Source organism: Streptomyces sp. NBC_00328 (genome assembly GCF_036139655.1).
In the GTDB taxonomy this organism is placed as follows: Bacteria; Actinomycetota; Actinomycetes; order Streptomycetales; family Streptomycetaceae; genus Streptomyces.
On record NZ_CP108013.1, the window covers coordinates 80,082 to 99,020 of the forward strand.

General features: G+C 67.9%; 16 protein-coding genes and 2 pseudogenes. 8 read left to right on the forward strand and 10 right to left on the reverse strand.

Annotation, left to right across the window (positions count from 1 at the left end; translation table 11 throughout):
- Window positions 1-260 precede the first annotated feature (260 nt).
- Together OG485_RS00305 and OG485_RS00310 are read left to right on the forward strand one after the other, a co-directional pair.
- Window positions 261-3,161 (forward strand): NACHT domain-containing protein, encoded by a 2,901-nt coding sequence (locus OG485_RS00305; RefSeq protein ID WP_328663278.1) that lies wholly within the window; start codon window positions 261-263, stop codon window positions 3,159-3,161.
- A 361-nt stretch (window positions 3,162-3,522) separates the two neighbouring features.
- Complete coding sequence (locus OG485_RS00310) at window positions 3,523-5,136, forward strand: ISL3 family transposase (RefSeq protein WP_328674195.1); 1,614 nt, start codon at window positions 3,523-3,525, stop codon at window positions 5,134-5,136.
- 52 nt (window positions 5,137-5,188) lie between these two features.
- Here OG485_RS00310 and OG485_RS00315 read toward each other — a convergent pair whose 3' ends face one another.
- Complete coding sequence (locus OG485_RS00315; RefSeq protein ID WP_328663280.1) at window positions 5,189-5,896, reverse strand: DUF1877 domain-containing protein; 708 nt, start codon at window positions 5,894-5,896, stop codon at window positions 5,189-5,191.
- A 114-nt stretch (window positions 5,897-6,010) separates the two neighbouring features.
- Here OG485_RS00315 and OG485_RS00320 point away from each other — a divergent pair.
- A pseudogene (locus tag OG485_RS00320) lies at window positions 6,011-6,163 on the forward strand (IS5/IS1182 family transposase); the annotation flags it as partial.
- Between the two features lie 169 nt (window positions 6,164-6,332).
- Here OG485_RS00320 and OG485_RS00325 read toward each other — a convergent pair.
- Window positions 6,333-6,899: a tellurium resistance protein gene (locus tag OG485_RS00325; protein WP_328663282.1), complete on the reverse strand. Its 567-nt coding sequence runs from the start codon at window positions 6,897-6,899 to the stop codon at window positions 6,333-6,335.
- A gap of 362 nt (window positions 6,900-7,261) precedes the next feature.
- On the opposite strand from OG485_RS00325, the gene OG485_RS00330 reads away from it, so the two are divergent.
- The 5 genes from OG485_RS00330 to OG485_RS00350 all read left to right on the forward strand — a co-directional run bounded on the left by OG485_RS00330 (window position 7,262) and on the right by OG485_RS00350 (window position 11,935).
- The gene (locus OG485_RS00330; protein WP_328663284.1) at window positions 7,262-8,656 is read left to right on the forward strand and encodes a hypothetical protein; all 1,395 of its coding nucleotides are present in this window, start codon (window positions 7,262-7,264) and stop codon (window positions 8,654-8,656) included.
- A gap of 62 nt (window positions 8,657-8,718) precedes the next feature.
- On the forward strand, window positions 8,719-9,159 hold the full coding sequence (locus OG485_RS00335) for a hypothetical protein (RefSeq protein ID WP_328674196.1): 441 nt from the start codon (window positions 8,719-8,721) through the stop codon (window positions 9,157-9,159).
- 33 nt (window positions 9,160-9,192) lie between these two features.
- Window positions 9,193-9,858, forward strand: a complete 666-nt coding sequence (locus OG485_RS00340; RefSeq protein WP_328663286.1) for a vWA domain-containing protein — start codon at window positions 9,193-9,195, stop codon at window positions 9,856-9,858.
- Between the two features lie 422 nt (window positions 9,859-10,280).
- Window positions 10,281-10,985, forward strand: coding sequence for a protein phosphatase 2C domain-containing protein (locus OG485_RS43845; RefSeq protein ID WP_443048886.1), 705 nt, complete (start codon window positions 10,281-10,283; stop codon window positions 10,983-10,985).
- Window positions 10,982-11,935, forward strand: coding sequence for a hypothetical protein (locus tag OG485_RS00350; protein WP_328663288.1), 954 nt, complete (start codon window positions 10,982-10,984; stop codon window positions 11,933-11,935). Before OG485_RS43845 ends, OG485_RS00350 begins: the two co-directional genes overlap by 4 nt.
- Window positions 11,936-12,021: 86 nt before the next feature.
- On the opposite strand, the gene OG485_RS00355 is transcribed toward OG485_RS00350, so the two are convergent.
- The 8 genes and pseudogenes from OG485_RS00355 to OG485_RS00390 form a co-directional block, all read right to left on the reverse strand.
- A complete protein-coding gene (locus OG485_RS00355; RefSeq protein ID WP_328663290.1) occupies window positions 12,022-12,687 on the reverse strand; it encodes an HNH endonuclease family protein in 666 nt (221 codons plus the stop codon).
- 358 nt (window positions 12,688-13,045) lie between these two features.
- A complete protein-coding gene (locus OG485_RS00360; RefSeq protein WP_328663292.1) occupies window positions 13,046-13,342 on the reverse strand; it encodes a hypothetical protein in 297 nt (98 codons plus the stop codon).
- Window positions 13,343-13,437: 95 nt separating this feature from the next.
- A complete protein-coding gene (locus OG485_RS00365) occupies window positions 13,438-13,641 on the reverse strand; it encodes a hypothetical protein (protein WP_328663294.1) in 204 nt (67 codons plus the stop codon).
- 146 nt (window positions 13,642-13,787) lie between these two features.
- A complete protein-coding gene (locus OG485_RS00370; protein ID WP_443048632.1) occupies window positions 13,788-14,255 on the reverse strand; it encodes a lamin tail domain-containing protein in 468 nt (155 codons plus the stop codon).
- A 404-nt stretch (window positions 14,256-14,659) separates the two neighbouring features.
- Window positions 14,660-14,998 (reverse strand): hypothetical protein, encoded by a 339-nt coding sequence (locus OG485_RS00375; RefSeq protein ID WP_328663296.1) that lies wholly within the window; start codon window positions 14,996-14,998, stop codon window positions 14,660-14,662.
- Window positions 14,995-15,924, reverse strand: coding sequence for a hypothetical protein (locus tag OG485_RS00380; RefSeq protein WP_328663299.1), 930 nt, complete (start codon window positions 15,922-15,924; stop codon window positions 14,995-14,997). Before OG485_RS00380 ends, OG485_RS00375 begins: the two co-directional genes overlap by 4 nt.
- A gap of 311 nt (window positions 15,925-16,235) precedes the next feature.
- Window positions 16,236-16,578 (reverse strand): annotated as a pseudogene (locus tag OG485_RS00385) (DUF5713 family protein).
- Window positions 16,579-17,371: 793 nt separating this feature from the next.
- On the reverse strand, window positions 17,372-18,904 hold the full coding sequence (locus tag OG485_RS00390; protein ID WP_443048633.1) for an ISL3 family transposase: 1,533 nt from the start codon (window positions 18,902-18,904) through the stop codon (window positions 17,372-17,374).
- Between the last annotated feature and the right edge of the window lie 35 nt (window positions 18,905-18,939).

An 18,939-nucleotide genomic window follows, 5' to 3' on the forward strand; every position in this document is an offset into this window, starting at 1 on the left:
CCGGCAGGGGAAGCTCCGTCGGCGCGAGCCAGTAGCGCGGCCGCGACAGCGCACAGCAGCGCGAGGAGCACTGCGCTGAGCAGGGCCAGGCCTGCCAGGGCGAGGGTTGTCGGTTGTGAGGTCATGGTGAGTCCTTCCGCTTTCGTCAACAGCGTTTGCTGGGAAGGAACATGACGGAATCGGCGTACGGAGACGTTCAGGTGGACGAAGATGAACGCCCCGGTGGCACAGCGTGCGGAGCCATACGGTGAGGGGGTCTGATGGAGGCGGATGACGGTGTGACGCTGGATGAGCTGAAGGGGCTCTTGCGGCGTCTTCGCAGCAAGCAACGGCTGTCGATGACCGCTTTGGAACGGCGTGCCGGGCTGGGCCACACCACGGTCAGTCAGGCGCTGAACGGGCCCTCGATCCCCAGCGAGGCGACCGTGATAGCGCTCGGTCAGGCTCTGCGGGCAGAGACCGGCGTCCTTCTTGAGCTGCGTGAGCGGGCTGCGCCGCCGGTGTATGTCCCGGCCCGGCAGAGTAGTGGTGAAGACGACCGGTTCGAAAACCGGTACCGGCAGTACGTGCAGCAGCGCCACGGGCGTCTGTCGGTTGTGGGGCTGGACCTGTCACGGCCTGAGCGTGCGTGCTGGCCGCTGGATGCCGCCTACCTGAGCCTCGAACTGGCCGTCCCGTCCGCGAACATGGAAGCGGCCGGTGGTGTCGATCCTGGTCCGGATGGCGGCAGCGGTGCGAGGGTGCGGGTGGAGCGTGCCGAGCAGGCTCTGGGGGGGCGACGGCGGACCCTGGTGCGAGGTCTGGCCGGCAGCGGGAAGACCACGCTGCTGCAGTGGCTCGCCGTCGGAGCCGCCCGCCGAGACCTGACCGGAGGCATGTCCCACCTGAACGGCTGCATCCCGTTTGTGCTGCCCCTGCGGTCGCTCGTGCGCCGAGGCGAACTGCCCACCCCAGATCAGTACCTGAGCGCCGCCGGATGCCACCTGCACACGGCGCAGCCACCCGGCTGGGCCGATGACCTGCTCGACAGCGGCCGCGCCCTGCTCCTCATCGACGGCCTCGACGAAGTTCCTCAAGGCCAACGTGCCCACACCCGGCGGTGGCTGAATGAGTTGCTAGCCGCCTATCCGCGAGCCACCTGCTTGATCACCACGAGGCCTTCCGCGGTGCCCGAGGGATGGCTGGCAGACGCCGACTTCACCGAGGCCTCGGTGCGGCCGATGAGCAGCCGTGACGTCGGTGTATTCGTTACCCGCTGGCACACCGCGGCGGCAGGCAACGTCACAACTGCCCAGGAGCGTGACCACCTGTCCGCGCTGCAGGAGGCGCTCAAGGACACGGTGCGCGCCCAGCGCGATCTCGCCCACCTGGCCACCACTCCGCTGCTGTGTGCGTTGGTCTGCGCCTTGCACCGCGACCGGCGCGGTCACCTGCCCCACGGACGCATGGAACTGTATGAGGCGGCCCTGTCGATGTTGCTGCACCGCCGCGACACCGAACGCGACATCCACGCCCCCGAAGGCCTCACCCTCACCGAACACCACAGCATCCAGCTGCTGCAGCGTCTGGCCTACTGGCTGATCCGCAACGGGCAGACCGAGCTCGACCACGACACCGCCCGCGCCCTCATCGCCGACGCCCTGCCCTCGATGCCGCACATCGCCGAGCAGGCCGACGCCGACGCCGTCCTCATGCATCTCCTGGCCCGCAGCGGCCTGATCCGCCAGCCCACGGCCGACACCATCGACTTCGTCCACCGCACCTTCCAGGATTACCTCGGTGCCAAGGCCGCCCTTGAGTCCCGCGACATCCCCCTGCTGGTCAAGAACGCCCACGACGACCAGTGGGAAGACGTGCTGCGTATGGCCGTCGCTCACGCGCGCCCCGATGAACGCGCCCGACTCCTGTGCCGGCTGATCAGCCGCGGCGACCGTACCCCCAAGCACCGCAGCCGGCTGTATCTCCTGGCCATGGCTTGTCTTGAGCACGCGACAGAGCTCGACCCGGCGGTACGCCGTGAGGTCGAAGCCCGCACGGCCGCGCTCCTACCCCCGCGCGGTTTTGACGAAGCCCGCGAGCTCTCTGCAGTCGGCCCGGTCATCCTCGATCTTTTGCCAGGGCCCGACGGGCTCGAAGACGACGAGGCCGAAGCGGTGGTCCGTACCGCAGGCCTGATTGGTGGCGACGCCGCCCTGACCGTGGCGAAGCGCTTCCGCAACAGCGAAAAGGACAACGTCGCCTGGGCCCTTCAGGCCGCGTGGGACCGGTTTGACCCGCACGACTACGCCAGCGAGGTCCTCTCTCACGTGCCCAACCTGCGTATGCTCACGGTGTCCACGCCTGAACAGCTGGCGGCCCTTCGCACCCTGCCCTCACTGCCGGGTGTCTCCTTCGACGGGCCCTTCACCCACAAGGAAATGGCCTCTGTCATCGACCCCGGCATGTTCCAGCAACTGATGCTCCGCGACAACCCGGTGCTGCAACAACTGGCCTTCCTCCAGCCATACACCGCCCTGGAACGGGTCAGCCTGACGGGGTGCTCCAACATCGAGGACCTGACCGACCTCGCCAACTCCACCGTCAAGGATCTTCAGTTGTGGACCGGCAGCTCGGTACGCCTCGAAAGCCTCAAAGAACTGACAGGCCTTACGTTCTTCGGCATAGACCAGGAGCTGCCCCGGTGCGGCCTCGAAACGCTCCCCGTGACGGCCGACTTGACGACGTTGTTCCTTGGTTCCACAACATGCCGGAGTATCGGCACGCTCCGCGGCATCACCCGTTGGCCCAACCTGACCAGCCTGAACCTGTGCGGCCCGGTCAAGGAAATCAGCGACCTCAAAGCGCTACCCCACCTCGATCTCCTCATCCTGCAGGGCGAGGCCGGCCTCTCCCTGCTCGAACACCTCACGATCACACCTCAGATCACCAGACTCACCGTGACCAATCTGCAAAGAGGCGACAGTCTCGCGCTCGTTGCCACGGCTCTGCCCCAGCTCAAGGAACTGAACATTCACTGCTTCACCGGACACCGGTCCATCGACCTCACCCCGCTGCGCAGCATGCCTGACCTCATCATTCGTCTTTACGGCGCCGTGGAAGTCACCGGCGCCGAACACTTCCCGGCCAACGCAATCACCCGCACCCCACGCCCCCGCAACTGACCCCACCAGCACCGAAACCTGGTCGGGTCTACAGCCCGGTTGGACCCAGGCCGCCGCGCGAGCTCCGGATCCGTTCGAGAGGGGGGCGTGCGTTGATACTGGTGCGGCGTTAGCCAGGTGTCACCAGAATCGTGGGGCCAGCCGCGACCGGCCGCAGGCGAAGTAGCTGTTGCTGGCAGCATCCACGCGGGCCTGGATCTGCTGGAAGGCCTGTTTGGCACGACGTCCAGGACGTTGTCGACGGTCACGTAATTCGGCTCTGGCGACGATCTTGTGATGCTGTCCGGCTGAACTGGGCATCTCCTGGGTGTGCGGTTCAGGGGGTTTGGGGCGGTTGCTACCGCATTTAGCTGATGTGGTGGTGGAGGCAGTCAAGCGGACAGCAGGGACGGTCACGTTACATGCGGCCTGCCAGTCGCTCCCGGCGAGATGCCCGGGGTGCGGGATGCCGTCGTGGCGAGTGCACGGTCGCTACATCCGTCGGCTGACCGATGCTCCGTTGGGCGGTGCGTCCGTCGTGATCGAACTGGCGGTGCGCCGGTTCAAATGCCTCAACTCCCATTGTCCGGCGGTGACGTTCGCCGAGCAGGTCCCCGGGCTGACCAGCCCGCATGCCCGCTACACGCCGCTGTTACGAAGCGTGCTCGTGTCGATCGCGCTGTGCCTGGCGGGCCGCCCCGGCGCTCGTCTGGCTGCCGCGTTGAAGATCCTGGTCGCCAAGGACACGCTCTTGAATCTCCTGCGCGCCTTGCCGGACCCGCCTGCCTCGGCGGTCCGTGTCCTGGGCGTCGACGACTTCGCTCTGCGTAAGGGCGATACCTACGCCACTCTCCTGGTCGACCTGGAGGCCCGCCGGCCGCTCGACGTACTTGCCGGCCGGGACGCCGAGCCGCTGGCCGCATGGCTGCGCGGCCACCCCGAGGTGGAGATCATCTGCCGTGACCGGGCCGGCGCCTACGCCGAGGGTGCTCGTTCCGGAGCCCCGCAGGCACAGCAGATCGCGGACGGATGGCATCTCTGGCGCAACCTTGCCGAGGCCGTGGAGAAGACGGTTGGCGCCCACCATGCCTGCATCCGGGCTGCGTTCGCCTTGCCCCCGGTCACCGAGGAAGCATCTGAGGAGACCCGAGTCACCGCTGCGTCACCGGTGGAGGTCGTGCCGTTCATCCCGCCCGATGGCACGTTCGACGTCACGGGGAAACCGCGGCGGCTGGTCGCCCGCACGACCGAGCGGTACGAGGCGGTCCAGAAACGGCTGTCCGCGGGGATGCCGCTGGCCGCGATCCGCCGCGAGCTGCGGCTGGACCACTCGACCGTACGGCGCTTCGCCCGCGCCCAGAGCCTCGACGAACTCCTGGTCAAGGCGGTCAACCGGAACTCGATTCTGGACGTCTACGAGCCCTACCTGCACCGACGGTGGAACGAGGGCTGCCACGACATTCCCCAGCTCCACCGCGAACTGCGCGAGCAGGGCTTCAGCGGCGACATCCAGTGCGTCCGCCGCTACTTCCGCCCGTTCAAGAAGCCCCATAGCCCCAGGCCGAGGCAGCCGCCAGCACGTCCTCCCGAACCGTGGCCGGCACCGAAGCCCCGCCGAATCATGCGCTGGATCATGACGACCCCCGGGCACCTCGCCGACGCCGACGCGGCAGAACTCAAAGAGATCAGAGCCGCCTGCCCACACCTCGACGCCGTCGCGCAGCACGTCCGCGACTTCGCCGACATGATGCGTGATCTGCGGGGCGACCTGCTGCCCGCCTGGATGGACCGCGTCCACGCCGACGACCTGCCCGCGCTGCACTCCCTGGTCGCAGGGCTCCGCCGGGACCAGGACGCCGTCGTCGCCGGCCTGTCCACTGACTGGAGTTCCGGGCAGGTCGAAGGCCAGGTGACAAGAGTCAAGCTGATCAAGCGGAAGGGCTACGGTCGCGCCAACCTCGACCTGCTCCGCCGACGCATACTCGTCGCGGACTGATCCTGCCCGTGCCCGTCAGACAGACCATCGACCAACAGCCCACCTCGGGAAGTCAGTCCCACCATGAGACGACAGCAAGGCCCTGCTTCCGGGCTCCTGCATAGAACTCGCGAAGAGCATCGAAATGGTCCATCAGATACGTTCTGGGCCCGTCGACGAGGCCTTCGGCTCCGTGGCCGATCAGCGCTCCTGCCTCACGGATGTCGAGTGGCAGCACAGCCAGAACGGCCTGGAGGTCGATCTCCTTGAGCAGACCGGAGACTCGCCTGACTGCCAACGGTTCAAGGGCGGCCGGTGCAGGCCCGAAGGGCCCGATGGCATGAGGGTGAGCATTGAGGAAACCGACATCCATCGCCAGACCGCCGTCGGTGGCCTGCCTGAGCGCGGCGAGGTGCAATTCGCCGACTCCGGCGATATCGCACGCACGTTCCAACATGGCTGGGACCCAGTCGAGGTCAAGGCAGTCAGCCGTCGGCGGGTCCCACTGGTGATCACCATCGAAGGACTCCTCGGCGCGTGTCCGGCAGGCGGCGAGATACTCCGCAGAGACTCGGGCAAGCTGCTGGGTGACGGCCATGACAACCAGTATCCCGGGGGCGTCCACCCCTTTTTTGAGCACCCCGTTCGTCACAAGATCTTCGCCAGAGCCGAATTGCATGACCGTCGACAAGGAGAGGGCCTCGACTGGCACGCAGGAGGTTGAGGCCGTGAAGGACTGTCGCCTGCGCCGCCCACCGCGCCCTGCGGCCTTCTTCGCCAAACGGCTATCCCTCGTGCGCCGAGCAGCTGGAGCTGGTCCCGGCGGGACCACAGCGTCGGCGCCGTGGTCCCGTCAGCGTGCGAGCGTGACCTCGATCGGCTTGTTCGTAAGGGCTTGTTGCGAGTGGTGCGAGAGCGGGGTGGTAGCGGTCCCGGTGGCGGCCGTCCGTGGTGTCTGCCGCAGACGGACCAGGTGTTGTCGGCGGCGATCTACTACCGGACAAACCTGGCCATGAGGCAGCTCGGGCCGCTGTTCGCGGTCTCGCCGGAACACCTCCGCGCACGCGCCCGGGAAGGGCCCCACTTCCTCTTCCTCTGGAACGGCAGCCGTCTTGCCAGCCGCCGCTGAAACAGGCCCGCGCGCAATCGACATCGCCGCAGGCAGCGACGGAACCGAGGCTGCCCTCGTCAGTTCCGTCGCGCCGGAACGCCCGGCCTCACAGAGATGGCTTGACCGCCGGTACCCATGCAAATCCGAAGCCGTACGCCTTGTCGATGAGCTGCTGGTTCGACAACCACGGCTTGGTGGTGAACCAACGGACCTCGCGTCGGATTTCGAGGGCGTCCCGCCCCGGGGTCAGCAGGGCGATCGCGCACGAGGTGGCCCCGGCCGGGGAGTCGTCCAGGTGGATGCGCCAGGTGCCGCTCGGCGCGCTGACGGTGACCACCCCTCCGAGCATGCGAAAGTCGGCCGCGCCCTCGTAGAGGTAGACGTAGACGAGGAGTTTGGTGAACTGGTGCCGGTGCTCAAGGCTGATGCGGAGCGTTTCCCCGTCGGAAGTCTCACCGGTGCGGTCGTCCTGGTCGAGGCCGACGTAGGGCCAGGCGTCGAGGTTCCCAAACTCACCACCAAGGGGCTGGACCGCGGCGCCTTTTCCGTCGCTGGTGGCCACCATGCAGCCCAGATCGAGATCGGCTTCAGCCGTGACCGACCAGTTCAGGTTCACTTGGAGAACGCCCGGCCCCGCGATCTCGGCACGGGGTGTCTGACGGGTGAGGTCCACGGCACACGGCCGTGGCTCGCGAGCGCCTCGTTCCCTGGTCGGCTGGCCGCCACTCAGCCGGATGACCCCCCGTTGTCTGCCATCACCGCTCATGCAAGCCCCCTGATTTGACGCTTTGCACGGTCGCTCTCATACCCAGCCGTCCGTCGATGCGATCATGGCCTATTATTGCGCAACCCGTGAAGGGGACGTGAAGATCCGTCAACCGTTCGTCTTGTGCGGCAGGAACATACGCGCTGGTCCCAGCCCAGGTTCTCGCCATGTCTCGACACGTAGAAACGTTCCGGCATTGCCGGGCAGGGGTGGGAATGTTGGCGGGAAAACAACTCGACAAAAAAGTGGCGGCACGCCACCTCGAGGACATGGCGCAGGATCCTGTGCTCGCACCGCGCGCCGAGGAGCTGCGTGCGCTGGCTGGGGCACTTGACTCCAGCGACACCGAGGCTCTGGACGCCTGGGCTGATCTCGACCTGATGGGACACTTCGCGCGGCCCGAGAGCGTCACCGAGACGGTGCCCGACGGCCGTGGCACACGTCTGGATTCCGTACTGGACTGGGTTCTGGGAGCCCTGGTCTTCCTGCCGCTGCTCTTCACCTGGTTCGGCCTGTGGCAGGCCTCGAGCGCGTACGGGGCTCTCACGGGCGACGATCCCAAGGCCGCGGGTCGGCCTTTCCTGCAGCTGTGGCAGTCCGGGTTCGACGGACACCTGGGTGGGCTCTTCCGGTTCGGTCACGTGGCCGTGGGCGGATGCGTCACCCTGGCAACGCTGTTCGTGCTCACGGCGGTGCACGGCTTCCGGCGCTCCGCCGCCGAACGCCGAGACGAGCACGCCCGCGAGCGCACCCGTGCCGCCCTCGCCCGCCTGGTCCCGGTCCTCACCCATGCGCAACTCCTGCTCAACGAGCACCGCTTCGCCTCCCCGCAGCGCTTCGCCGCGGAACTCAACTCGGCGGCCGGGCGACTGCAGCGCATGCAGTCCAAAGCCATCACCACCCAGGAAGAACTCACGCGCGCTGCCCAGCTGGTCGCCGAAGCCGCGGAGAAGGCGGAGAAGCGTCTCGCCCAGGCGGAGACGTACGTGCGGCCGATCGAGAAGGTGGTGCTGCGGATCGAGGAGGCTGTGCGGGAGAGCGGAACGGCTATCCAGAGCGCGGTGCGGAATCTGGACGACCCGCTGGACCAGGCGGGCCGACGGCTCGCCGACGCTGTCAGCGGACAGACGGGCGTCCTCGACGAGGCGTTGGAGAAGCTGCGGACGGCCGGGGACGAGATGCGCAACATCCTCACGCGGGCTGCTGACCGGCTGGAGACCGCGGTCGGCGACAACGGCGACATCGTCCACAGGGCCCTGTCGGACGCGGCACAGCGGGTCGAGGATTCCCTAACCGTTCTGGCCGCCTCCCAGCGCGGGTTCACGACCGGCGTGGAAGTGGTCGCGGACGTCAACGGCCGACTGCTCAACGACCTCGGGGCGGTGGCCGAGCGCACCGGTGAGGCCGCGGAGGTCTCCCGCGAGGCGCTGCGCGGCATCGAGGCACGCAGCCGTGCGCTGCACGAGGCGGCCGACCGCTTCAGCGGCGTCACCGATGCCCTGGCGTTGGTGCTCCGCGAGACCGAGACGGCGCGCGCCGAGACGGTCACGGCTCGGGCTGAGGCGCAGGCTGCGCGGGCCGGGGCCGAGGCGGCTCAGAGGCGCGCGGAGGAGGAGCTGCGGCAGGCGAAGGAGCTGCGGACCGGAATCGGTTCGGCACGGTGAGCCCGCCGAGAAGAGGGTTCCGGTTCACGCCGTTGCACCTCGCCGGGTGGCTCTTCGCCGACATGCTGCTCGTGCTGGCTCTGGTGTCCATGGGGGACCGGGGTGATCCGCTGGCCGCGCAGGCCGCCGCGGCTCGCCCCTCCACGTCCAGCGCGTCCCCTAGCGCGAAGCCGTCGCCCGAACCGAGCCCGACGCCCTCGGGCCCCCGGTCGGTGGAGCGCAAACCGGTGAAAATACGTGTCGCGGCGGCGGCCGGCGACACCGCGCGGATGGTGAAGCAACTCCGCGCCGCCACCGCGCGCTACAAGGGCCGCACCGCCGCGTTCGTGCTGACCTTCGGCCAGGATCCCGAGCCCGGCGCCGGCCAGGCGTACGCGAGCAGGATCAACGCGTCTCTGCGCAAGGCCCGACCGCACATGTTCACCGACACGACGACTCGGGACTTCTGGAACGGCGGTGCCCCCGGCACGGCCGACCTGGAGATCTACTTCTACACCCGCTGACGGCTGCGCCGTCCTCAACGACCAGGAGAGTCCATGCAGATCCTGCCCTTCTACATGGTGTGCGACGAGTCCGGTTCCATGGCGGGAACCGGCGTGGACACCATCAACGCAGCGTTGCCTGACCTGCACCAGGAGATCAGCACCAATCCAAGCGTGGCGGACAAAATACGCTTTGCCCTGATTGGCTTCTCCACGCAGGCTTCGGTGCTGCAGCCGCTCGCCGACCTGAGCGAGCTGACCCAGCTGCCGTCTCTGTCCGCTGGCGGAGTGACCTCCTTCGGCGCCGCCTTCCGCCTGCTGAAGGACACCATCGAAAAGGACGTCGCGGCATTGAAGGCCGACGGCCACGACGTGTACCGGCCGGTTGTCTTCTTTTTGTCCGACGGCATCCCCACGGATCATGACTGGCGCACTGCGCTGCAGGAGGTGAACGCGTTCCGCTACGCCCCGAAGATCATCGCCTTCGGGATCGCCGACGCCGACGCTGCGACCATCACCGAGGTGGCCAACTTCAAGGCATTCATCCAGCAGGACGAGTCCATCAACCCGGCCGTCGCACTGCGCGAGTTCGCCTCGAGCCTAACCCGATCCATCATCAACTCAGCGACCAGCATGTCCGCGCAGAGCGGGGAGGGCTTCCAGCTACAGGTCGACGACCACGTGCCTGGCTACACCAGCGTCTCCCTGGACAAGCTGTGAGCGCCCCCGTGAACGGCGAGGACATGCACGGCTCGTACGGCGCGCCGGAATGTCCCGTCCGTGACGCCCGTCAAGACGACCTCGACGCACACTTCAAGAGCCTGCCGCACGAGGTGGTGGCAGCCGGTACGGCCGCCCCCTCCCCGACGGCACCGCCGACGCCACAACCGGCCGAGGGCGCCGTGCCGTCCTGCGAGCCCGCGGCCGAGTTCCGGCGAGGGGTGCCGGCACACGTAGGCACACGTCCTCCGACGTATCCACCTCATCCCCTGCGACGTCCCTCCCTGCGGGACGGCGACACATTCGCCGCCCTGTCCCCCGTGATACGGCTGGACGGCACCCAAATCGGGCGACTGACTGTGCGGGCCGCATCCGTCCGCGGAGACTCCCACAACTGGGAGGGCAGCTGCCGCCAGGACGCCATGGTGGTGACACACATCGGGCCCCCAGATGCGGAAATGCTTCTGCTGGCGGTCGCGGACGGTGTGGGTTCTGCCCGCTACTCGCACGTGGGCTCCAATGACATCTCCCAAGTGGCAGCCGTCCACCTGGACCGGGAGGCAGAGAGCATCTACGCGGCGCTGTGCGCCCAGGACGTCAGCGAACTGCGTGTCCTGGCCACCAAGGCGGTCGCCGGAGCGGCCGCCGAGCTGCGATCCGCATGGGCGCGGTCCGCACAGCACACGCCCCGCCCCTACGCCGACGAGGACTACGCCACCACCCTGCACGTCCTCCTGATCCCCACGGACCCGCACATCCGCGACCGCGTTCTGTGCAGCGTGGGCGACGGCGGACTGTTCGTGCTGCGCGACAGCCACTGGGAGAACGGGGACCCGGACGACGGCGAAGGCCTGCTCGACACTCGGACCGAGGCGCTCCCGCACGCCTACCGCAGCGTCAAGGCCACCCTGTTGCGCACCGTGCCGGGCGAAGTCCTCCTGCTGGGCACCGATGGCATCACCAATCCCCTCACGCAGAAGGACCCGGAGTTCGCACGCCGCCTCGCCGACGCATGGGGTAGGCCCGAGGTGCCCTCGCTGTCGGACTTCCTGTGGCAGGCCCAGACCCGGGCCAAGTCCTACGACGACGACCGGACCGTCATCTGTGTGTGGGAGGAGGGGGCATGAGCGCCGAGGACGGCGCCGACATCGCCCGCTCGTCGCTCAGGCTGGGAGACCGGGTCGGCAGTGGAGGCCAGGGTGACGTGCATTCCGTCGGTGGCGGTGACCTGCTCTACAAGGAGTACAAGGATCCCTCCAAGGTCAATGGCCAGGCGCTCGCGGACCTGGTGGCGTTCCGGCAAGGGCTCGTCCCGACGGACCGGAGCCGCCTGGACGCCCTCGCCGCCTGGCCGCTGTGCCGTGTGATTGAGGGCGGCCGGGCGGCCGGCTTCCTCATGAGGCGTGCCCCGTCCCCCATGACGTGGCGCACCGCGACGGGCGCGACGAAGCTCCTCGAGTTGCAGTACCTGATCAGGCCGCCAAAAGTGGCCTGGCAGGAAGTAACGCAGCCGACTCCCGAGCAGCGCAGGGCCCTGGCACGAGCCTGCGTCGATGCGATCAGCTGGTTCCACGACGCCGGACTGGTGATCGGGGACATCTCGCAAGCCAACATCCTGTGGTCGCTCACGCCCGAGCCCGCCGTCCACTTCCTGGACTGTGACGGCTTCCGCCGGGTAGGGCGCGAGGCCGTCCAGTCGCAGGCCGCCACCCCCGACTGGAACGACCCGCTCGCACCGTCCACCGAGGCGAGCGTCGACACGGACGCATACAAAACGGCTCTCACCGCAGGACGCGTACTCGCCCAGGATCCCTACGCCAGACCGGACCAGGAGTTGCGGCCCGTGGCCGGCTGCCTCAACGAGCGTCAGGCGGCGGCAGCGACACGGCTCTTCGCGCAGGCGGCGGGCGAACGCGGAACCCGGCCCCGTCCGAACGAGTGGCAGACCGCATTGAGCGACCGCGGCGTCATCACCCTCACAGCAGCCGCACCCCGGCCTCGTCCCTCCGTAGATCACACGGTCCTGGACGGCGTGCGCGACCGGAGGCCGATCGACTTGCGCACACCTGGACGGTAGACGGGGAATCCGGCGAATCCGTCGGCAGAACGGCTGGCGCGGCCTGCATTTACGGGTGCGGGCAGAGTGCCGCTACCGAACTCCTGTCATCGCGCGAGCGTGACCTCGATCGGCTCGTTAGGGCAGCTGCTGAGGGTCTTGGAGAGAGCGGCTTCCTCCCCGGGGTCAACGGACAGCTGGTAGCGGGTCTTGTCGGCGACCCAGTCGGTGACGTACTGGCAGCGGTAGCCCGCGAAGGGAGGCAGCCAGGTGTTCGGGTCCTGGTCCGACTTGGAGCGGTTGGACGCGGCGGAGACGGCGATCAGTGCACGGACGTCGTCGAGGTCATTGGCGTAGGCCTCGCGTTCCTTCGCCGTCCAGGCGGAGGCTCCGCTGTCCCACGCTTCGGCGAGCGGGACGAGGTGGTCGACGTCGAGTTTCCTGGCGTTGTCGAAGTAGGCGTCGTCGTACGGGCTGTACCAGGATCCGCCGGTGAGCATGCAGTTCGGTCCCTGCTGCGGAGCCTCGACCGCCTCCTCCAGGAGGACTTCCATACGCGTGTTGCAGCCGTCCCGGTCGGCGTCGATCCAATGGCGGAACTTGCTGCGCTCGTAGCCGGCCCTGACTTCGCCCGCCACCGGGAGCTCGGCGATCAACTCACGCACACTCCCCACCCGGGTCGGGTCATGGGCCTGTGCCGCGGCCACCGGCAGGCCACCGGCCAGCGCCACCGCGGCCAGCGTGCAGATCAGCGTCCTCTTCTTGAGCGTCATGCGGCATGACTACCGAAGCAGAAACGGTCACCCCGCGACGGCGCCACCACCGGTCACCCGAATGCGGCAAGCCACCAGCCCATGCAGCACAGCTCCGTCCCGACCCCTGCAGGTCACCCTCTTGCGTGATCCGGCCGGTCATCACCCTCTCGCTGATGCCGTAGCTGAGCGGGGTGCCCGACGAAACGGCACGAGCCTGCCCTCTGCGATCACCGTTGACCAGAGTTTTGCCTCGTGTGTGGTCGGCTGACGTCGCGAGATGGCCACCGAGGGCAGATGCAGCGAGCCGGTACCAGTCCGCAGGCTGGCGGCGCGCTGACCAGTCGTGGTCGGGGCGATGGCCAGGGTGCGGCGACGGTCAGGGGGTGTCGCCGGAGTAGTAGAAACGGCACGTCACACCCGGGCCAGGCATGCGGAATTCGCCGGGGTGCGGGTCGTACAGGGCGCGGCCGCCGGGCCACCGCCCGAGTTCGGTGGGCAGGGCCACGCCGTCGTCGACTTCCTCGGTCCGCCATCCGTGGATGTCCAGCAGGAGGCCGTCCAGCGGTCCGCCGACCAATGTGGCGTAGGTCCGGTGCGGGAGCGGTCCGGGGTTGGGGTCCTCGTGGTCCGCGCCGTAGACACGCCTGTTCAGCAGCTGCTCGTCGCCGTTCATGCCCTCCAGCGTTGCAGCCGCCACCGACAACGCGGGCTCGCCCAGCACCTTGGGCCTGTCTGCATGGTCGGTCGCTGCGCCTTGCCATGGCCGGATCAGGTGCGCCGACGTCCGAACCAGCCGCCGGCCTTCTGCGCGGCCTGCTCGGCCTCCTGCTCCTGGCGGTGACCTGCCTGGTCCTGGCGCTCGCGTTCGTCGGCTTCAGCCTGCTGTTCGGCTGCAACGGCTTGGTCCTGGCAGTTCTCGCACAGGTGCGGGTGCGACTCGCGCGCCGTGCTCCAGTCCCGTACGTCGGCCACGGCCCACCGGCCGTCACTGAACTTGTTCCCGTAGTCCCGGACAGGACGGTGGGCCGGGTCGCAGGTGATCGGCCCGGCCCCTCTGGCTTTACCACCGCCCGCCCGGCGAGGAGCGGGCCGGGCGAGCGGTGGCAGTTCAGGTCCGGTCAGCGGTGGAAGTGGCGGCGGCCCCAAGAGGCGTCGTCGATGAAGCGGCCGTGGTCGTTGCGCAGGGTGGCCCTGTCGCGGTCGTTGTTCCACACGTAGGCGCGCCGGTCCTGGTAGAGGTCGGTTCGACTGTCGCGGCCGAGGCCGGTGTGGACGCGGACCGTTGCGCGGCCGCCCAGGCGGTAGTGGTCGAAGGTGTAGGTGTGGCCGTCCGCATCCGAGAGGGTCCAGCCGTCCAGGTTCACGCTGCGACGGGTGTTGTTGGTGATCTCCACCCACTCCTGGTTCAGGGAGCGGTTGGAGCGGTCGTCACGGCCCGGGGAGTCGTACTGCACCTGGCTGATCTCCACCGCCTGGCGGTGCGGGCGGGGGTCGGCGGCGGATGCCGGGACGGCGATCGCCGCGGTGATGGCAGCAGCACTCAGCGCGGCGGCGGTCAGACGGCGAGAGGTCGTGGATACGGTCACAGGAATCCCCCTGCATTGTGCGGGCACAACCTCAAAACGCCCTGGTGGGTGCCGGGTTGTGCGGTGTGCGGGTGGCGGCCGGCCGGCCGCGCATTCACACCTTGCCCTCCAGATCGCCGGGATGTGAACGCCATCCGGAGTGCGTTACCGATCAACCGCACCGCCGTGACACTTGGCTGCAACAGCCATCCATTTCGCCGGTGTACGAAGTTGACGCGTGCCCGCTCTCGGCAGCCTTGCAGCAGTTGGTCATCAGGCCCTGACCGCCAGGTACCGCCACCCCACCAGGCAGCCAGCCGTCACCCGAAAGTGAGTAACAGCCCTTCCGTCACGAACAATGGCTCCGGACGGCAGGTGCGCACTGCGGCAGGCCGCGGGCAGCGCGGACCCGGGAAGGCGCCTATTCACTGGTGTTCGTCCAGGGGCTCCGCTGCGAACGTGCCGCCGTACAACGGGGCATCGGTTAGCTGGAACCGCTGGACGCGTCCATCGATGGTGACGACAACGATGCTGCCGACAGGCCGGGTGGTGTCGCGCAGCATGGCGCGGCCGAGTGAGTCCGTCGTGCCGAGCAGCGCGTAGGTACGAAGGCCCGCCTGCACGGCGGTGGGAGCGGTGATCGATGTCGGCTTAGGGGTTCTACGGAACCGCACTCGGTGCGTGATCCAGGACACGGTGCCAAGCAGGGCGGCAACGACCAGCCCGCCGATTACGTGGGGCAGCGTCTCGCTGACGACGTTCACGAGTGGCCCTCCTCATCGGGTGTCTCGCTCGGCAGTTGCTGAGCGCGGCGCCGCTTCTGCTCAGCAACTACGTACCTGACTCTGCGGCGTACACGTTCTCCCGTTGTCTCCGGGTCGAGAGAGCCTGCGTACCAGGCGGCGTCGGCCCAGGTGGCAATTCCTCGCTGAGCCCAGGCGTGGACCACGCGGCGCTCTTCGGGGGCGAGGGCGCGCAGGAGAGCGGCGAGCCTCAGATCACCTTCGTCGTTGCGTGGCATGGAGTCGACCGTTGATGAGTGGCGCGCGATCAGGTCATACAGGGAAAGACCATCGCCGATCGGGAAGTCAAGGCTGAGTGTCCTGCCGTGTCGAGTCCCTCGCCGCCACAGCGGCACCAACTGCCGGTGGATGCTGCGCGCCTCGGCCTTGAGTGCCCCTAGGGCCAGAGGCGTCAGGCGACCTTGCTCTGTGAGCGGGGCAACCCAGTCGCCGAGGAGCGCATCACTTACGGCTTGCCGCCACCGTTCACTGTTGGGCAGACACAAAGCTGTGGTGAGGCAAATTTTGACGATCTCCGCGGCCAGCGGATTGCCGGCGTCGTGTTCCGTCGGATTGTCCACGAGAACCGCACGGGCATTGAGTGCATAGGCGATGTCCGGCACACATCGCCACGGCAGCTTCGCGTCGTGCGGGAGCGGCGGAATGAGCGGCGGGGGCAACTCTTGATTGGACGACACGGGAACCCTGGACCAGGCACTGATCGACCTGATGTCGTCATGGATTGTCACATTGTCTGCCTGGTATGAGGTCAGGACGAACGTGCCGTCGGGGGCCTCGTCGGCAAGCACCCGCTTCGGCGTCGTCGACTCCTGCTTCGACGGCATGGGCACGTAGTAGGCACTGGCGTGATGGGGTTCCAAGATCCGTTTGATGGGTTTGATCATCATTGGGTGCCGCTCCTCCGGGTGGTGGCAACAGATTCACCCATCGGTCGTGGCACCCCCAGGGTGGAGACAAAGAATCTTGGACACATCATGTGACCTGCATCACGTCTTGATATCCATGGCCTTTTGCCGACTTCGCCTGCGCAGCGGACACTGCGTGCGCCATCACCCAGCCCGACCTCGCCCCGACCAACTGCCGTTTGCTCGACCCCGGCGAGGCGCTCCTGTCCAGCGCCCCGCACGACGGCTCAACCGTCCTCGTCCATGGCCATGTCCCGTTTGCGGTTGATCGGAGGCGGCCTTCCCGTCCTTGTTCACCAGTCCCGGCTGGCGGTCAGCTCCTCCGCATCCGCGTCCGTGAACCCGTATGCCGACGCGACGAAGCAGAACTCGTCACAGATCCATTCACGCGCAACCGTCTCGATCTCGCTCCCGGCCGCCACGAACTCCCTGTCCAGCAGGTTGAACTCCTCCGTCGCAGCCTGGGTCAGCGCATACAAGGTCTCCAGATCCGACGGCTGCTCGCCCTCAATGCGCTCGCACAGCCGCAGCAGGATCGCCTTCCCCCCGGTCGACCACGTGATCAGGGAAGTACGAGTCGTCGCACATCGGCCGCAGGAACGCGTGTCCCGCTACCTGCCGGTTTGTGATCGGCATGGCACTTCCCTATCTCCGCGAAGAGTTGACGCGCCGATCATGCACGGCACCACTGACAGCGACGCCAGTCATGTCCGCCAGACCTCACACCTGCCCCTTTGAGTGCATGCAAGGGCACGGGACACCGCAGGACATCCGGCGCCGCCCCAAGAACTGCGATGAAGGGCGGACTGACGCACCCTCCCTCAGCGCCTCGCCGTACCTAGCTGCTCAGGAACCTTCTGGAGATAGGGCCGCTCCACCGACTCAGCCTGCGAGGACCCGCGAGTTTGGGGCTTCGGGTCGGTGGGCCGTCTGCTCCACGTGTGGGGCCGGTCGACCGCGGCAAGCAGGGCGTTGATCCGACGGGCGAATTCCCCACCGGGCAGAGGAAGTTCCGAATCGGGCTCGCGCAGGTAACCAGCAGTCACGGCCGTAGGAATATAGGCCATGAGCTTGCAGATAGGCGCAGGCCGAGACCGGACGGTCTGCTGGGCCAGGTGGCGCAGGATCCGCATGAACTGGCTGGTCGATGCGCTGGTGATCCGGTTCTCTGCTGGATTCCAGCTGCTGCCATCATCCCAGGCCGGAGGCTCGGGCTGGGGCTGGACGGCATCAACCTGACGGTGCCACCAGTCGGCCGTCTCCCGCTCGCCCAGTGCCAGGTGGTGCAGGTAGAGGCAGTACGCGGCAGCAGCCTGCCCGGCGCCGGCTGCGTACTGCCACCAGAAGCGGGCGCCCTCAGCAGTGTCGGTCAGCGGGACTGTAAAACGTTCGGCTCTGGCCCGTAGTCGGTGGTGACGGTGGGTGTCTGTCAGACGAGCAGGATGCGGTGGCGGAGGAGGTCGAATTCCGCGCGTCCGTGCATCTGCCTCATGATCCGTTTGGTGCGGGTGTTGACGCCTTCGGTGCGGCCGTTGTGGTAGGGCAGGGTGAGGCCGGCGTTAACGGCGAGCAGGTCATTTTCGAGGCCGTTGGTGAAGCTGTGCAGGTGGGGCAGTGCTGCGGCGCGGGCGGTCGTGATCCACTCGGTGAGCTTCAGGTCGTTTCCCTTGGCTGGTTTCAGCAGGGTGGCGAAGACGTGTATGAGATCGGCGAGTTGGGTCATCTCCGGGCAGGCTGCGGTGATCTTCTCCAGCAGGGCCGTTTCCTTCGGGCGCAGGTTTTCGGGGTCGGTGAGCAGGAGGCGGCCGGCGTGACGTGGCGTGGTGACTGGTCGGTCGCCTTCGGCGCGGCCTTGGCTGAGGTAGCGGACCAGCAGATTGGCGCTGCCGGTGTAGCCCAGGTCTTGGATCTCGCGCAGCAGGTGGGTGACGGGGACGGCGGGGTCGGCCCGGCGTCGTTCGCGAAGGTGGTCGCGGTAGGGGTCGACGAGGGTCGGTCGGTAAGCGGGGGTGAGGCGCAGGGCCTGGGGTTCGGGCAGGCGGGCGTAGCGTTTGACGGTGTTCAGGGCCAGGCTGAGGCGGCGGGCGCATTCGAGCAGGCCGACGCCCTGGCCGAGGAGATCGTGGATCTTGTTCCAGCGTTCGCGGGTGGTCTGCTCGCGTATGCCGCCGGGGCGGGGCGGGTTGATGGTGGCCCAGCAGCCGGCATGCGCGCGGATTTCGAGCAGGGCCTTGTCGCAGAGATTCCGCCAGAGGTGCCAGCGGTCGCTGACCTGCACTGCGTCGGGCAGAGCACGGCGGATGGCCTCGGCGTAGGTGGCTGATCCATCCCGGCACACGACCTCGGCACCAGGATGTTTGCGCAGCCACTTCTCCAGGGTGTCCGCGGTGCGGTCGGGCAGCACGTCGATCCGCTCGCCGGTCTCGGCGTTGGTCACGATGGTGGCGTAGCGGTGACGTCGCTTGAGCGCGAAGTCATCCACTCCGATCACCCGTGGGACCGCCCGCCGGGGCAGCGGCAGGCGCCGCAGATGGTGCAGCGCGGTACTGCGGGAAACGGGCATGGCCAGCAGGCCGGCCAGGCGGGTCGCCGCCCGGCCGCATAACTCCCGTGCCACCTGGGCAATCTGCCCAGCCAGCCGTACCGTGCGGCGCTGATGGCGCTCCAGCAGTCCGGGAATCTGCTCGCGGAAGGTCTGCCGTCGGCAGCCCAGGATCGGGCAGGCCAGCCGTCGTACGCGCAGGTGAACGACGACCTGGCGGCCGTCGACCGGCACGTCCGCCACCGTCCGGAGGTGATACCCATGGGCCTTCGCCGTCGGCGATCCGCACACCGGACACGGCACCGCCACATCCCGAGTGCGGGCCGTGACCACTATCGCGTCACCGTCATCCGTCACGTTCTCGACGAGCAGCGCCGAAAGCCCGGAAAACACCGTCCCCACAAGGGAGTTGACATCCATCACAAGATCATGGACGGCTACTCGGCGTCACCACC

Bases quoted from the DNA above. Each gene is read 5' to 3' on its own strand.
- OG485_RS00390 (WP_443048633.1), bottom strand. From the start codon at position 18,904: ATGGATGTCAACTCCCTTGTGGGGACGGTGTTTTCCGGGCTTTCGGCG.
- OG485_RS00350 (WP_328663288.1), top strand. From the start codon at position 10,982: ATGAGCGCCGAGGACGGCGCCGACATCGCCCGCTCGTCGCTCAGGCTG.
- OG485_RS00360 (WP_328663292.1), bottom strand. From the start codon at position 13,342: ATGAACGGCGACGAGCAGCTGCTGAACAGGCGTGTCTACGGCGCGGAC.
- OG485_RS00335 (WP_328674196.1), top strand. From the start codon at position 8,719: ATGCTGCTCGTGCTGGCTCTGGTGTCCATGGGGGACCGGGGTGATCCG.
- OG485_RS00330 (WP_328663284.1), top strand. From the start codon at position 7,262: ATGGCGCAGGATCCTGTGCTCGCACCGCGCGCCGAGGAGCTGCGTGCG.
- OG485_RS00340 (WP_328663286.1), top strand. From the start codon at position 9,193: ATGCAGATCCTGCCCTTCTACATGGTGTGCGACGAGTCCGGTTCCATG.
- OG485_RS00355 (WP_328663290.1), bottom strand. From the start codon at position 12,687: ATGACGCTCAAGAAGAGGACGCTGATCTGCACGCTGGCCGCGGTGGCG.
- OG485_RS00305 (WP_328663278.1), top strand. From the start codon at position 261: ATGGAGGCGGATGACGGTGTGACGCTGGATGAGCTGAAGGGGCTCTTG.
- OG485_RS00380 (WP_328663299.1), bottom strand. From the start codon at position 15,924: ATGATGATCAAACCCATCAAACGGATCTTGGAACCCCATCACGCCAGT.
- OG485_RS43845 (WP_443048886.1), top strand. From the start codon at position 10,281: ATGGTGGTGACACACATCGGGCCCCCAGATGCGGAAATGCTTCTGCTG.